General features: G+C 38.1%; 15 protein-coding genes. 2 read left to right on the top strand and 13 right to left on the bottom strand.

The window, feature by feature from the left end; all coding sequences use genetic code 11:
- Positions 1 to 195: 195 nt before the first annotated feature.
- Both CWB76_RS16190 and CWB76_RS16195 read right to left on the bottom strand, forming a co-directional pair.
- Positions 196 to 1179: a DNA topoisomerase IB gene (locus CWB76_RS16190; protein WP_138608971.1), complete on the bottom strand. Its 984-nt coding sequence runs from the start codon at positions 1177 to 1179 to the stop codon at positions 196 to 198.
- A gap of 87 nt (positions 1180 to 1266) precedes the next feature.
- Complete coding sequence (locus tag CWB76_RS16195; protein ID WP_138608973.1) at positions 1267 to 3333, bottom strand: catalase; 2067 nt, start codon at positions 3331 to 3333, stop codon at positions 1267 to 1269.
- A gap of 548 nt (positions 3334 to 3881) precedes the next feature.
- Here CWB76_RS16195 and CWB76_RS16200 point away from each other — a divergent pair.
- Complete coding sequence (locus tag CWB76_RS16200; protein ID WP_138608975.1) at positions 3882 to 4475, top strand: alpha-ketoglutarate-dependent dioxygenase AlkB; 594 nt, start codon at positions 3882 to 3884, stop codon at positions 4473 to 4475.
- 100 nt (positions 4476 to 4575) lie between these two features.
- Here CWB76_RS16200 and CWB76_RS16205 read toward each other — a convergent pair whose 3' ends face one another.
- The 4 genes from CWB76_RS16205 to CWB76_RS16220 form a co-directional block, all read right to left on the bottom strand.
- Positions 4576 to 5337, bottom strand: a complete 762-nt coding sequence (locus CWB76_RS16205; RefSeq protein WP_138608977.1) for a substrate-binding periplasmic protein — start codon at positions 5335 to 5337, stop codon at positions 4576 to 4578.
- Positions 5338 to 5841: 504 nt separating this feature from the next.
- Complete coding sequence (locus tag CWB76_RS16210) at positions 5842 to 6702, bottom strand: HvfC/BufC N-terminal domain-containing protein (RefSeq protein ID WP_138608979.1); 861 nt, start codon at positions 6700 to 6702, stop codon at positions 5842 to 5844.
- A complete protein-coding gene (gene bufB / locus CWB76_RS16215; protein WP_138608981.1) occupies positions 6699 to 7685 on the bottom strand; it encodes an MNIO family bufferin maturase in 987 nt (328 codons plus the stop codon). Before bufB ends, CWB76_RS16210 begins: the two co-directional genes overlap by 4 nt.
- A gap of 13 nt (positions 7686 to 7698) precedes the next feature.
- Entirely contained in the window at positions 7699 to 10050 is a 2352-nt protein-coding gene (locus CWB76_RS16220) for a ferritin-like domain-containing protein (protein ID WP_138608983.1), read from the bottom strand.
- A gap of 424 nt (positions 10051 to 10474) precedes the next feature.
- Between CWB76_RS16220 and CWB76_RS16225 the strand changes: the two genes are divergently transcribed.
- Positions 10475 to 10975 (top strand): hypothetical protein, encoded by a 501-nt coding sequence (locus tag CWB76_RS16225; RefSeq protein ID WP_138608985.1) that lies wholly within the window; start codon positions 10475 to 10477, stop codon positions 10973 to 10975.
- A 441-nt stretch (positions 10976 to 11416) separates the two neighbouring features.
- Here CWB76_RS16225 and CWB76_RS16230 read toward each other — a convergent pair whose 3' ends face one another.
- The 7 genes from CWB76_RS16230 to CWB76_RS20165 form a co-directional block, all read right to left on the bottom strand.
- Complete coding sequence (locus CWB76_RS16230; protein ID WP_138608986.1) at positions 11417 to 12163, bottom strand: CPBP family glutamic-type intramembrane protease; 747 nt, start codon at positions 12161 to 12163, stop codon at positions 11417 to 11419.
- A gap of 167 nt (positions 12164 to 12330) precedes the next feature.
- The gene (locus tag CWB76_RS16235) at positions 12331 to 12543 is read right to left on the bottom strand and encodes a helix-turn-helix domain-containing protein (RefSeq protein ID WP_010390771.1); all 213 of its coding nucleotides are present in this window, start codon (positions 12541 to 12543) and stop codon (positions 12331 to 12333) included.
- Positions 12543 to 13100 (bottom strand): DUF2975 domain-containing protein, encoded by a 558-nt coding sequence (locus tag CWB76_RS16240; protein ID WP_171039646.1) that lies wholly within the window; start codon positions 13098 to 13100, stop codon positions 12543 to 12545. The genes CWB76_RS16235 and CWB76_RS16240 overlap by 1 nt, the downstream gene beginning before the upstream one ends.
- Before the next feature lies 1 nt (position 13101).
- Positions 13102 to 13956 carry an alpha/beta hydrolase gene (locus tag CWB76_RS16245; RefSeq protein WP_138608988.1) on the bottom strand — a complete coding sequence of 285 codons (855 nt, stop codon included), beginning with the start codon at positions 13954 to 13956 and terminating at the stop codon, positions 13102 to 13104.
- 607 nt (positions 13957 to 14563) lie between these two features.
- Positions 14564 to 15061 carry a hypothetical protein gene (locus CWB76_RS16250; protein WP_138608990.1) on the bottom strand — a complete coding sequence of 166 codons (498 nt, stop codon included), beginning with the start codon at positions 15059 to 15061 and terminating at the stop codon, positions 14564 to 14566.
- A 24-nt stretch (positions 15062 to 15085) separates the two neighbouring features.
- Entirely contained in the window at positions 15086 to 15412 is a 327-nt protein-coding gene (locus CWB76_RS16255; RefSeq protein ID WP_138608992.1) for a hypothetical protein, read from the bottom strand.
- Between the two features lie 408 nt (positions 15413 to 15820).
- Positions 15821 to 16063 (bottom strand): hypothetical protein (locus CWB76_RS20165; RefSeq protein WP_212751299.1); only part of this gene is annotated, 243 nt, incomplete at its 5' end.

Raw genomic sequence — 16063 nt, forward strand, 5'->3', positions numbered from 1 at the left:
GGGTGAAGAAAAAACCGAGCAACAAAGAGTAAATCGCCCCTAGGCAGAACCCTTCGGGCAACGCCGGTTTGCCATTGATGCGGCGTTATCGCCTATTTATGGGGAATAACCACACCACATAGGCTCTGCCTTGCCTAAATACCAAACAGACTGCTGCAAATTCAACCTTGAAATATCAACAGACCCTAAAAGTTATTAGCATTGTTCTTCTAAAAATATCAACAATCCACGTTCATAGCGACTCAGGTACTTAGTCTTACGGGGTAGTTTGTCTAAGTTATTAAAGTCCTTTAGAGCTTCCTTACCTCCTTTACACAGCTCAATCAACTTTGGATGAATATATGAATTACGAGCTATTGCTGGGGTATTCCCTAAATTACTTGAAACGCTACCTAACATATCTTTAAGCGAAAGCTGGCCGTTTGATTTATGTAAGACTTCAAATGCCAAAACACTGGCCCGCCATGTTCTAAAATGTTTTGCACTAAACTGCTCACCCATAACACTTTGAATAAACTCATTCACTTCTTTGGAGGTAACATCACAACACTCGCCTTCATCGATATATTGGAATAAGCTCTGCCCAGGCAAATCTTGCAACTGCTGTATGATAGAGCTAAGCACTTTATCTGTTATGTTCACTTCTCTTTGCTTACCGGATTTTGCTTTATATTTTAAGCGAATATTTTTACCCGTTAGTTTTGCATGCCGGCTACGTAATGTCGTAGCACCAAAACTATTGTTATGTTTGGCATTTTTTTTAGAACCAACACGCAGAGCTCCAAGGTCCATTAAACGTACAACGGCTGCTATTGTGCGCTGGCAATCAAGTTCATTACCTCGCAAATATTCCGATAGTTTTGCTCTTAACAAAGGCAGTTTATTTCCAAATAAAACACATGCTTCAAACTTTTTAAGCTCTTGCTGCTCCCTAAACTCGGGATGATAAAAGTATTGCTTGCGGTCTTTGTTGTCGTAGCCAGTAGCTAAAATATGCCCATTTTCTTCTGGGCATAACCATACATCTTTGTATGCGGGGGGAAAAGCGAGACTGTCTAACCGCTCTATTTCATCTTTATCATGTATTTTCTTTCCTGCAGGATCATAATAAACCCATTGGTTTTCATGCCTCTTTCGAGTAATACCCGGCAAGTTATCATCGACATAAATTAGTTTCATTTTATTCCTTTAAATTTTTGTAATCCTCAAATCAAACGGTGCCATCAATAACAAGGGCTAGTTCTCACTAGGCCCAATTTATGCGATTTATCGGCTCCAATACCTAAGGTTACGAATTTTTGAGACAAACTCACTTGCGGAAATTTTATTTAAATCCAACCAGCCATCATCAAGCTGTCCATTTAAACCAGTAGCCTCGATTAAAGGAGTTGCTTTATCACTAAAGCCGATGTACTTCATATGTGCATAAGCATCACTGACAAAATCTTTCGCCTCCGGTATTTCAGCAAGCTTTTTAGCGCCTTCATTAGTGGTAAGCAGAACTATTGCGTCGTAAAGCACCGAAGGACCGCCATTAATCACTTGATCGGCCTCAATAATCTCGCCATTACTATTTTTAGCACCACCAACTTGAGCCGCAATAACTTCATAACTTGCACCTTCCTCTTTAAGGCTTTGTGTTAATAAATTAAAGAATTCAGCATCAAAACCATCACTTACTAATATACCAAGCTTCCTGCCTTTAAATGTATTTGGCGCATTTTTTAAAATACTTAGCGCATCAGATACTGGTAAATCATGACGGGTATCAAGCGCCGCTTCTGCGGCATCTGGCATAGTTTGTAAACCTAAACCCAATGCAACTTGCTCAGCAAGCTTGTTATCAATGTTTAACAGATGAGAAACCACGCGTTCTCTGATACGTAAATGCTCTACTTTAGATAACTCAAAAATCAAAGCATCTTGAATATGCGTTTGCTCAATGTCAGTTTGACTTAAATAAAATTGGCGCGCTTGGCTATAGTGATCACTAAATGTTTCTGAGCGATAGCGTAATTTACCCCCGTCAGTTTCAGATTCTGAGCTTTTAAATCCGTGTACAGGGCACTCTCGCGGGTTGTTTTCACCCCCGCTGAATGAATTTGGTTCGTAATTAACCCGGCCTTTGGGGTTCTGCATTGCCATGTGGCCATCTTGAAGAAAGTGTCTCATCGGGCATTTTGGTGCATTAACAGGAATTTGTGTGAAATTAGGCCCACCTAACCGCTTGGTTTGTGTATCTAGGTACGAAAAATTACGGCCTTGCAATAAAGGATCGGGAGTAAAATCAAGCCCAGGCACTATATTTTGAGTACAAAAGGCAACTTGTTCAGTTTCCGCAAAGAAATTGTCTACGACTCGATTGAGTACCATTTTACCAATAATTTTAACTGGTACTTGCTCTTCGGGTATCAGTTTAGTGGCATCAAAAACATCGAACTCGAACTCTTCCGCAAATTTTTGATCAAATACTTGAATGCCCAGCTCCCATTCCGGATAGTCACCATTATTAATTGATTCCCACATATCACGACGATGAAAATCAGGATCAGCGCCATTTAATTTCAATGCCTCATTCCAAACCACTGACTGCATACCGCCTTTAGGTTTCCAGTGGAACTTAACAAATTTTTCTTCACCTTGTGCATTAATAAACTTAAAAGTATGAACGCCAAATCCTTCCATAAACCTTAATGAGCGCGGGATAGCTCTATCTGACATTGCCCACATAACCATGTGCATGGATTCTGGCGACAAACTTACAAAATCCCAAAAATTATCGTGGGCTGTTTGCGCTTGTGGAAAACCACGATCTGGTTCTGCTTTTGCGCTATGTATAAGGTCGGGAAACTTCATCGCGTCTTGAATGAAAAAAACTGGGATATTATTGCCTACCAGATCCCAATTACCTTCCTGCGTATAAAACTTAACGGCAAAACCTCGCACATCACGTGCTAAATCAGGCGAGCCCTGATTACCCGCCACTGTTGAAAAGCGTGCAAAAACAGGTGTTTTTTCACCTTTACGTTGAAAAATATCAGCAGAAGTCAAATCATCTAAAGCATCATACGTTTCAAAGTAACCATGTGCACCGTACCCTCTTGCGTGAACAACTCGCTCAGGAATTCGCTCGTGATCAAAGTGAAACAACTTTTCTCGTAACACATGATCTTCCAATAGTCCTGGTCCGCGTTGACCTGCTTTTAATGAATTTTGATTATCACTGATAGGGCAACCTTGTGCGGTTGTCATTACGGGGTGATCTTCATTAGCTTTTTGATGAAGCTCTCCTGCATGTCCTTTATTATTTGCATACTTAAATGACTCTGCCATAACTTTTCTTCCTTAAATGATTTTTTTGATTGCTATATTTTTAAAGGGTTAAAAAACAATAACCAAGCAAAAAAAAGACCACCTATAAACATATTTAAAATCAATGATTAAGAAAGAAATAAAAATATTTCACCAATATAAACTATAAAAATTACACAGCTAATGTAAGCTTTCCTCAAAGCATCATTTTATTAAATTACTAAGCAATCAGCTTGTTCTTATTTTCATTATTACTGTATTTTTAAGTTAATCAAAGTTGAGCATGGTTCAACTGTGACACTGTAAATACTGGTAACCCACCATCACTTAAACACAGAGTCTATGGCCTTATCGCCTTAATGGTTTATTGTTTTAATTTACAAAATATCTTTTTATAAACAGCCGGAAGAGCAACAAAGCTCAACGCAAGGCGCCTTAATCGGGCTTGCACTCGTTGATGAACTTGTATTAACGCCGCAAGGCACGGCTGATGAGGAGTCTAAACACTTCAACTCTTCAAAATACTGATATGCTTATATTCATATTTGAGTGTAGCTAAGGTAAAAACCATGAAATTACCACTGTCTTGTGATGCCCATTATTACTCACACTTCATGTCTACAGCGCAAAGTGAAACGCTTTTTAAGTGGCTGAGGAGCAACTATGATCTCGAAGAGCCTGAGGTTATAGATTTCCCCGATGGATCACAAAAACCTATTTTACCGTGGCGAATGATTTTTTTAGACTCACAACTTGCTAAATCGGGTAGTTTCTCCTTGCATCATGGCAGACAAACAAAGAGTTTCCCCCTGCTTGAAGAGTTACGTCAGCAAATCACTGAACGCACCGGTTGTAATTTGGCTGTCGCGGTATGTTTGTACTACCCCAATGGGCAAGAAAGCTTAGGCTTTCATAGTGACTTACCCGCATTTGGCTCTACAGATGTGATTGCTTCAATCAGTATTGGGGCTCAGCGAGAATTTTTAATTCGCTCAAAAACCATCACACATGAACGCTATAATATCACGTTAGAAAATGGCTCTTTATTGCTGATGGGCAAAGGCTTTCAAGATAATTATGAACATGCAATTGCCAAAGGTGATGACACAATAGGACCTAGGTTTAATATCTCTTTTAGACGCTTTGGTAATAGCAAAGCATAAGTAGCTCAGTGAAAAAGTGTAAAGTAAGTGAAGGAATCATCCATTAGACAATTTCGCTCATCTACTGACTTTAAAGCGATTGAAAATAGATAAGGTATGCCTACTTTCTATCAATACTAGACAAAAACATACTTTCAGGTACTTTATTTTTAGTCATAACTTTATGGTATATACCGTCGTTTATACCTAAATCAATTGCTTTATTTACTACAATCATTGCGTTCAAACTTTTAGTAATGTCTTTTGCAAATGCAACATGAATTGAACGTTTCTCAATAACGTCAGAATCAAATGATATTTCGTTTTTAAATTCAATTAATTCATTACTTAACAAGTATTCGCCATAACTCTGCGACATAATAAGACGGTCTACTTTTTGATTATAAAGTAGTTTAAACCCTTGTTGAGCAGTGGCAACTTCTAACAACTCATAAGTATGATAACCTTTTAATATTTTGTCATGTACACCTAAACGAACACTCGCAATAACATTTTCTTCGTCTTTTCTATCTTTATGATAAAAAGCACCAAATGCCCCCACACCAATTGGGTTTGACAATACCGCCCACTGCTCTCTTCCTGGTAGATTAGCCGCTAAAAATAGACCGTCAGCTTTTCCTGACTGAGTATAATAGTTTGCTCTTGCCCAAGGTAAAACAATGGCATCCACTTCATACCCTAATTTAGCTAAGCTTTGATTTAAAAATTGCCAACTCGCACGATAGATTGGGTAATTTTCCTGCAGCATTTTTTCATGATCATGGCCAACTGCAAACGTAATGGTTTTATCTTTTTCGCTGGCATTTAACAAGCCGATATTAAAGCAGAAAATGCAAAAAAGAATGAGAGTTCTACGAATCATAGTAATCTCTTTTTAAAGGGGAATTTTTAAATTATATAAGATTTAAAAATAAAAGTTATATTTAAAGTGCTTGCTAATAACATAATAGGCATAAGCTATTTCAGTAAGGGGCCGCCCTTTAGTCTGTATCGATTAATTACACCCTAAATTTCACAAAAACGGGAAGTTAATTTATCACTATGTTTCAATAATCTACCTGCAATCAGTCACCCCTAAAAAATTACGTAAGGCCTCTAATAAAGAGCTTAGCTGTATTTTCAGTTGGTGCCCCATTTAATTGTTGGGTTGAAATAAAACACTTGAACTCTGTGAATAAAAAATCAAGGAAAAACCGCGACCAACTTGCGCGGTATTTTACAATTTTGAATCCCTTTGTGGTTTTACTAAATACAGCCTCAAATCCCAATAAAAGGAGAAACTAAAGGCAGATGCAAGCCATAACGGTAAAACCAGCCCAACACCGTTCAGCAAGCCGAGGAATAAGAAACTCACCAAAGGTGATAATTAATTTTTGTGTAGCGTAAACAGTCCTATATTCACGGCACTAGGGATCCAAATAGCTAATTGAGACTTTAATACTTGTGTTTCTATATTCATTTTATCTGAACAATAGGCGACAGCCTCTTTGTAACAACGCTGATCTTTTTTTAGCTGAAGCAAGAAATCGGTTTGCCAGTCGTTTAACATAGTGACTTTTAAGCGGTATTGGTGGCGTGATATGGCAATATACGTTTGCTCTGGTGTGGGCACAAGAGATGACTTACCTTGCTCAAGCTCAGCGACTAAAGGCAGTAAAGGATAATCGCTTTGAATAAGCTGTACGGACTCAGGTACTGCTATTATAAAGTCTTGCGCAATACCGCAAAGTAGCTCAATTTCGCTAATGGACAAAGCTTTATGTGCGGTTTCGGGCCCAGGCTTCAAAAGTGTTAATGCTTTTGCTCTTTCAAATTTAGCTAGTTCTGCGGGTAGACAAAACATAGCTTGCTGATGCGGGCTAAAATCGCCTGTGGGTTTTGTGTGCGCTAAAAAATCAGCGAAGCGCGAGCCTAGCTGGTGCATAGTCCAAGACTCCGATGGCAAGGTGACAATAAAAGCTTTAGCGAAGGTATCAAATACTTCCTTACCCATGAACTGGCAAAGTAGTGCAAACTCCCCCCTAAGGCACTCGACTAAACGCATCACATAACCTGCAGCATAGATGTCGACCCTTCGCATGGCATTAAGGGTGCCACTGCTTTTAACACACTTATATAAAGTTAAGCCTTGTGAAGCAGCAGTATTAAGCTTTTGTGGCAAATCACCTCGCACCATTAAAACGGTGCTAAGCCACTGCTGGGTTTGTATTAAGTCTGGTGTTTTCATTGATCTAACTCTACTCGCTTAGACATGGTGTGGCGTGCCGCATCTAAACGCTCGTTAACTATGGGGGTTGAAAGCGCGTTAGTGTTAATAATCGTATTTTGTTCCGGGATATGACCTGCTAGTACCAGCTTTGCTTTGTTTAACTCTCCAACCAGCTCAGAAAAACTGGGAATATTGGCATCCCACTCAAGTAAGGTCGAAGTCCCCCCAGTTAAGCGCTGCGCCAATTGGTAAAGCTGCCAAACCTTATAGGGGACAGGCTGGTCATGAGTGTCTATCAAACAGTCTCCACAATCACTAGGGCCTGCAAGGTGTATTTGAACAATGTGATCGAGGGGTAATTGGCGAATAAATTGCTCGGCGTCAAAACCATGATTAAAACTACTAACAAAAACATTATTTACATCCAATAACATACCGCATCCTGTTGCTTTGACGAGCTCACAAAAAAACGCGCTTTCAGTGAAAGTAGAGTGTTGAAATTCAAGATAAGTTGACGGGTTTTCAAGCACTAAAGGCCTCTCTAAAAAGTCTTGTACTTGATCAACGCGGTCAATAACGTGCTGTAAACTTTCATCAGTTAGCGGCATTGGTAGCAAGTCGTGACTATTTAAACCAGCAAGGCCTGTCCAGCATAGATGATCAGAAATAAGTTGAGGGTTAACAAACTCACCTAACTCTTTGAGCTTGCGTAAGTATTCAAAGTTAATTGGATCGCTACTACCAATATTCATTGATACGCCATGCATAACTAGCGGGTATTGTTCCTTTAATTTATCGAGCACATACCTACCATATCCGTGATTATCTATATAGTTTTCACTGATAATTTCAAACCAATCAACACCAAGTGATGTATCGTGTTCCAAATGGGACATAATATAAGGATAATGCTGACTTCTGAGGCCAACACCAAACCCAAGATCAGTTAGCTTTTCGATAGCGGACGCAGCAAAATCCTGCGTCCGAGTTAGATTTGTCATACGCTCTTTCCTATCAAGTTGAAGGAGGAAGTGCTAAACGAATATCTGAAGGCATTGGCTGCTCAGGCGGTTTACCGTTATCATCCAACAAGCCATTAGCATTACTGTAAGCTTGCCAAGCAATGTTGTATACAGCGTCACCATTTTTATAAGGCATTAATACGCACTCATCTGACTTATCACTGAGAGCGGCTTGGCTTTTTGGGTAAGTATAATCTATTGCTGAGAAGCTGTTATCTTTAAGGTTAAACTTAAATAACTGCATATCGTATTCTTGGTCATCACCTGAAAGCTTCGGGAAAAGTTGAGACGCCGAAATAGGCACTGCACAACCGCCCAAGTTATTACACTTATTATCGGCTGGTGCACTTTTTGGCCCGCTCGATACACTGCCACCACAGCTGCCACCTGGCGTTGTGCTATGCACAAAACCACAACCTCCCTGCGCTTTACAATCATTACTACCTTTACAGCTGTGATATACCTCAGGAGGTGGTAAATCATTAGTGCCGATGTTGTTATAACTCATTCCTTGGCAAGCATGATAAAGCGTGTCCGCACTTTGTGGGTCGATACCGCTCACTAAATCTGGCGCTATTCCTGTAGTTGCCCAGCAGATCGAAATTCTATCTCCAGAACCTCCCATTGCTGGACCCGGAAAATCCTCAGTTTTACCCGACCAATAGCGATCTAGCGCTGTTGTGAGACCTTTAATTGTACCTACTGCTGAACTACTAAATAATTGGTGAGTGTCATTAATATTAGTCGTGAGCCGCAGATTATTGAGCGCTTGCACTACGCTTGCTACCTCTGGGAGTTGCGGATTAGTCGCATGTGCTATATCGCCCCCTTTGGGATCTAATAATTCACAGCTCCAAGTGTTGCCATCAGCAAACCATGTAGGCCATGTCATGTAGCGTTCACTAGAGTTTGATGAAGGGGGTTCAAAGTCAACGATCAGCTTCAGCGTATCGGTGAAAATTTGAAAGTGATCTTTATATTTATTGGTGATCCGTGCACATGCTGAGCCTGATATATGATCTTCACTGCAGCTTGCTGGGTAATCCGCTTTTAATGCATCAGCGCTTGGTTGGAACTTTTCTTCGACTGTACTCGGGTGAGCATCGTTTGATGGCGACTCCTTAGAAGCAAGAAAGTTTTGCGCCCATATCTCATTAGCCCAACGTTTACAAAGCATGTCAGCCACACCATCACCTTCACCTTGATCCGTAATTGCATTCACATTGTTCATTAAGGCTTCTTTGAGAGCTGTATGATCTGAATTTACGTTGAGCGAACCTATAATGCCCGGAAATTGTGCTTGATATTCATCATTTCCAGGGCGCTCATTGAAGTAGTCGCGCTGACTAGCTTCGCAGGTAGGCTGAATAGTTGCGTAATCTAACAAACTAGTTCCATCGTCATATTGGATCTGAATATAATCCCAATAACTTAAGTACATGTGCCCAATTGAACCAAATAGCGGCAAGTCACTTTCCTTGTAATTCGGTTTCCACCAGTCATATGGGGCTTGTTCAAAGTATTTTGGTCGTTGTGTATCTGCGTTTGGTTTTAAAAACTCTGGTTGAATAATTTTGTGAGCATTTTCTTCAGTCTCTTCTATCAACATAAATAGCAGCGTTTGCTCTTTACTGAGTTCTGTAGCATTAACACGTAAATCTTGTAGCGTTTTATTGGGAAAAATTTGTTTGAAATAAGCTTGAACCGCAGGGCTCAATTTAGATAAATCGGTAGTACAGTCCGCAAAGTTCAAAATATGTGGAATGCTACTTTTGTTGTTGTAGCACTTCCAACCATATTTTTCGTCAATTAACGCCTGACTAGTAAAGCTCGGTGTGAGGCCCAATTTACTTGCCATATTTGAGGCCAGTTGTAGATGCAGCATTTCTTCAATAAAAACACTATATACCCCGTTGAACACTTGTTGATTAACAGACAATTCATATTTTTTGGCTGGTTTATTTGCATCATCACTGTTTCCAGCTGAGGTGTCGGTGTCAAACAAAGCAGTTAAGTTAACATCATACTGATTACGTCTTATTTCAGGAATGTAACCAGCCGTAGGACCAAGCCCTGGCCAATAACGGCCGGGATACAGTGTCAACGAGTCTGCAATTTGGTGTGTCCCTTGAATCGAATAGAGGCCGCTCATATAAAGCGGGATTGTAAATAATTCGACGTTAATTGCAGCCTGTGCAATTGCTCTCAGACAAGATAAATCAGCCGCTTTATACTTGCTATCACGCACTTTAATTTTTTGCTTTTGCGCACTGCTGAGAAGAATATTAGCATCAATTTCTGTATCTACTGCTACCGACGGGCCCGTTTTGTTTTGCACATTCATAATTTGCTCCTTTGTGACGGTGAACGTTGTGCAATATCGCTGGCTTAAATAAAAATAAGTTAGGATCTTGGTTGGTTATCCAAGACACCTTAAAGATTTAAGCTAGTTGATTTAGGTGAGCGATGGACACTCTTTATAAAGATAGCTGAAGACAAGCGTAAAAATATTACACAGCATTACATAACGCTATAAATGCATGTGTTGCTAGAAGTAAAAATAGAAAAAAGCATAGGGTCACTAATAATTGCAACCCTGACGAGTTTTTGTATTGAGTTTTTAATCGACCTTCCTAATTACACTCAATTGAGTATTGGGTGTAATAATTTGTAATAGATATCTTAAATCATCCAACCTAACATTTTATTAACAACGAATTTTATGTTGTTTGACAATGAAATAGATATTTACAATGGAGAAATAAATTATGGGTACCGATACTAATTTTAATATTGATGTTAATCAGCTAATTACTAGTGTTTTTGGTAGCAATAAAGATCGCAACGATTTGGCTGTTGGTATAAGGAATGCTACAAAATCAACAATAAGTGTAGATTACTATATTGACCATGGTAGTTTACGAGATGTTGACGGTGGCAACAAAATTAACCCTGGGGAGCTTTGGGAAGCAGGTGTTCATGCTAAAGGTGCGGGTTCAAATATTACTATGAGCATTGAAATTTCAGGTAATAAATCTGGTTGGGCAATTATGTCCGCAACACCAGTAAATAAACAGAACTATTTTAAAGTACAGCATAGTAAAACGCCTTATAGTAGCTCTAAAGATGCATATAAAGCGGCTGATAAAACAAAAAAACACTACTCTGATGATGGCATTTACGATGAAAGTCATAACGGGTATACGGCAGTAATAAGTATGACTGGTGAAAGCCCTGCTGCCTGCACCATTGTTATCGAAGATAACTAATTTTAAATTTATTTGTTATTAGGTAGTGTATATACACTGCCAGAAACAGGACTGATATTGGTAGTAAACGATGACGGAGACCAAGGGCCTTACTTAATCATCAATGATGCTAAAAATATCTAAATTCATAGGGCGTTCTTAGCCAAGCCATGGTGCATATTCACACCAATCGACGTAATGACTAGATGCGTAGTCATATTTAAAGTGAGTTTAAATAATAAGAACACTTGGTTTTTAAATAAAAAGATCAAGAAAATACAGCTGCCTGCTTGATCAGAAATTTCTAATGGGTAGCCCTTTGGTTTTTCTAAGTGATAAAAGTAGCTCATACTTCAGGCATGAGTGACTCGTGTTCACTTGCAAAACGAGCCCTTTTGGCTGCTGTCGGTTAAGAGGTAAAAACTTACACAAGATTTTACCTCTCTTAAATTAAACTTTTAATTAAATTAGCTGCCCAACAAAATTAACACTATTGTGGGCCAAAATAGGGAATACCAAACTTCCTGTACGCTCTCTTAGCCAAAGTAAAATAAAACCGTAGCCGCCTGTTAATAAAATAGCGGGGAAAGAAAAGTGCCACTCTCCACCATTAAACATAACCCCATGAACTAGTCCAAATAACACTACTAAGAGCAACCCTGCAATGTTAATTGACGCACCACCTAAATTATAGCGTTCAGATATGATTGCCAAAGATATACAAAATAAAAGAATCCCTCTAAACATTGGCTCTTCATCAAAGCCTGGCATTGTTGCCTGATAAAGTAAGGTTTCTAAATCGTAATTAGGTTCACCACTCCAAAATAGTGATACAACTATCTGTAAAATGATAAACAAGCACATAACTGTAAAAGCGGGTTTTATAGAGTTTTCATTTTGCCTAAAAGTAAAACCAGCATCCGCAATACGAAAGTTAGCTTTAAATTTAACTAAAGCCAATAGTACGACTAACCAAAGGATTATTGCCGCTACTTTTCCAGACCAATTCCACGACATATCAGGAAAAAGCATATCCAAGGGGATAACCTTTCCACCTTTAAACAAAGCAAAAAAGTAGCAAACTAAAATACCTAACGAAATCAAAGACCAAATTAGATTTAAATCAACTTTTTTAAGTGCTTTTAATATCAAAACTAAAACTAATATAACGCCGACATTTGCAAATAAACCTATAAATAGATCTTCCATGAATACCTCTTTTATTAAAGGCTATTTCTAGCACTTATTTTATTATTGTTTTAAGTAGTAACTAATACTAATCCTAAATTAGGTACTGTTAAACAATTAGTTATAGAAGAGGAGAGTGAAACGGGGTCAAACCCTAAAGGGAGCATTTTTACTAGTCAGTATGCGACTTAGTCAATATCAACTTCAAAGCGTAAAATATCACCAGGTTGGCAATCTAAGTATTTGCAAATAGCGTCGAGCGTTGTAAATCGTACAGCCTTTGCACGGCCCGATTTTAATACAGATAAATTTTGTGGGGTAATCCCAATTGCTTCGGCAAGCTCTGCCGACTTCATTTTACGCTTTGCGAGCATCACATCTAAATCAATTATTATTGCCATTAAATTACTAACTCTTGCTCTTGTTGCAGCTGTTGCGCCTGTTTCATTATCCATGCAATAACATAAATAATAAGCCCAACTATAAAGCCTATGATATCGGTGTCTTGAATCACTACAGCTCGTTTAAGCTCACTACCTGTGAACATATTGAGCAGTGTTACCAACAACGCGGGATAAAAAGCCACAAATATAAATTGCAGTAATAATAAGCCACCAAGCCATTTAAAGCATTGAATATTCTTTAAGTTAAAAAACAATCCTTTACGGTAAAGCATAAACAAGCGAATTAAAATCAGATTTACAATAATGTATGGCAACATTTGCGGTAACGCTAACCACGTCATTGCATTAAAACTGTTTGCCGTTAATGTGCTTGCAGTACTTTTCCAAGAACCGCTAACTTCAAGCCCTATCCACAAGTGGGTACCGTTAGCTTGAGTAAAGTTTAAAACATCACTGCCATTAAGTAACAATACAACGGCGGTAATTAATAAAGTAGTTAGGGTCAAAAAAAGTAACGCTAATATTACGTTACTCATCATTACTATTCTTTTCATTTTAAGATTTCTTTGCATTTAACTGCATTACTAATCGCTGATAATGTAGCTGTAACTTATCACCAGTCAATGCATTACCATGGTGCTTGCCTTTTACAATATATAATTGCTTTTGCTTTGAAAGTGCATGTTGGTATAAAGTTTCAGCTAAAGCAGGAGGTGTTTGAGTATCATCTTCTCCGGTAATTATTAAAAGCGGAGCAGTAAATGATTCCACTACCTTTAAATTATCAACCCTAGCTAGCTCATCACTAAAATTAACCTCTACAAATGGCTTTACAAACCAAGGCATACGTTGCGATGTCATTTGCTTTACATTAGTAATACTTCCTTCAAGTACTAGCGCATCAGCAGGCCGCTCGCTTGCAACATACCCTGCAATCATGCTGCCTAAAGAGTGTCCATGTAAAATAGTCGGAGTGCTTTTTAAATCTGTACGGGTTGCAACATAATCATAAACTGACAATGCATCACGCTTTAAGTTTTCAATTGTCGGCGTGCCCTCACTATTACCGTAACCTCGATGATCAACCATTAAAATATTTACATTCATTGGCAGTATATGCTGTGCAGGTTTACCTCCAGCAACGCTCACACGAAATTGATTACCACCAAAATAAATAACCGTTGCTTGCGCATTATCAACCTTTATCAAAGTGCCACTCAACGCCACGTCGTCAAACCCATTTATGGTTATGTTTTCTGTTGTCGCTGTTTGCTCAATTTTACGCAGCTTTGTAACCTGTACTTTTTGATCTGGGTTCAGAAAATTTGACTCTTCAATCGAAATTGTTGTACATGCAGTTTGCAGCATAACTAACACTATAGTAGCAAGAGTAAGTAACTCGCGTTTCATTTTAAATTCCTTCTATTAAAAAATCACTATGACACTCAAAAACTAAAAAAACAATTTAAATTATCGTAAAACGATAACTTATTATTGCTTTATAATATTCAAATGTATTTTCAGCATCGCTTCCTATTATAAAAATCGGGCTAAATTACAACGATGTCTAACTCGATATTGTGCCGCAATATAAGAAGAAGTTCGCAAATAGAGATGGCACAGCAGCTCCTTTTTAGCTGTCGTCACCACAAAGACAAAAAATTGAATAAGGTTTCTAATTTCTAAAGATGCGAGACGCATTCACATTATCTGTAATGGTAATCTCAAACATCTATTAGGGCCCGCGCGCCAACAAGCTAAACGCCCACAATAAATAACACATACTCTTGGTTTGTGAACGAGTAAGTATAGTTGTGATTCGCTGGGTTTAGTTTCACTCAATCCAACCTACGCTTATACGATTAACATTAATCACCACACACAAAAAAGCCGTTGCATTGCTGCAACGGCTTTTATAGCTTTAACAAAAATTAGTCTCTGTAGGTCTCAACCGGAGCGTATGTAAATACTAAATTGCAGTAGTCGTACACGTTACAAATACCGATTTGAGTTACTCTCATTTGTTTTTGTGACTAACGTTTTTTAAGTATTCCATTTGCTTTTTCTGCCGTCTTTTAAGCCTTTTAATAACATTAACACTCACCTTTAAATACTTACTCTTAAAAAATAGCAATATCAATGAATTAAAAATTATAAATAAAACTGAAAGCTCTAAACCATTAAATGAACGTTCATTTTTTTGCTCAAACATTAAACCTAAAATATAAATGAGGGGCACAGCTATAGAACACCCAGCAACTAAGCGGTAAACTTTAATAACCCAGTTTCTACCTGCAGATATGAGCGCTCCAAGAAAGATAAACACACATATGCCAATAAAAAAACCGATAACTCTAGGTCCTAGCTCATTTACAGTATCATAAGGCCAAAGCATGATTAATATTGTAAATGCTAATGATGAGTAGCTAATAACGCTTGATACAATGGCTAAAGAACAGACTAAACTGTATTTTAGTTTTAATATTGAATTACTCTGTAAGCTAGCAGCCGCCATTCCTCTTACCATCACCTAAAACCATTATTCAAATAATACAGATGAAAACATTAATAGTGCGCAAAGCATAAAAATTACAAAATACACTTTAAATAATCTCGAGACGTGAGCTGGTACCTTGTTTCTATCACTTAATAAATTATACCGTTTTGCATACCAATCAAATAAAAATACGCTGCCATAATGAAGTAAACCATGAAGCGCCATAAAAATATTTAGCGAATAGTAGCGATTTCCATGCTCTAAAATATCTTCAACCGTTCTGAGCTTTTTTCCTTTTAAATAAAAGGCTAAAGGTAAAAGAATGATAAAAATAACACTTAAGCCAACACCAAAAAATATCAAATCCATTATTTAATCAACAAAAAAGAAAAGCAGTTAATCTAAACAAAGTAGGCCATTAAGCATGCTAATAAAAACATAAGGCTAAATGTTATAAACAAAATATAATAAAGCTTAAACCACATCTGCAAATTTTTGGGTACCTTTTCTCTCTCCTCTATTACCTTATAACGCCTAGCATACCAATCGAATAGAAATATAGAACCGTAGTGCAATGCTCCGCTACCAGCAGTTATGATATTTAATGAGTAAAAACGATTTCCATCATCTAGAACATCCTCTACCAACCGTGTTTTTTTATCTTTTATTGCTATTAAAATTGGTAATATTATAAAAAAGAAAAGACCCGCAGATGTAAGAAACAGAGTTAAAAACCACAACTTAATAGGCTCCATTACTTTTCAACAACCTCATATATTAACTCGCCTGCAACCCCTCCAGAATAACCTCCAGCTTCGCTGCCTCAACCCTATCAGCGCAATTCCAACATACCCGCCTTTTCAGGTTTTTGGCCATATTTAAAATGAGTTTAAATGATGAGAACACTTGGTTTTTGAATAAAAAGATCAAGAAAACACAGCTGCCTGCTTGACCGGAACTTTCTAATGGGTGACCCCTTTCGTTTGAAACAGAAGCTAAAATAGTAAAACAAATGAAGGC

The organism is Pseudoalteromonas sp. S1609 (genome assembly GCF_005887255.1).
Taxonomy (GTDB): domain Bacteria; phylum Pseudomonadota; class Gammaproteobacteria; order Enterobacterales; family Alteromonadaceae; genus Pseudoalteromonas.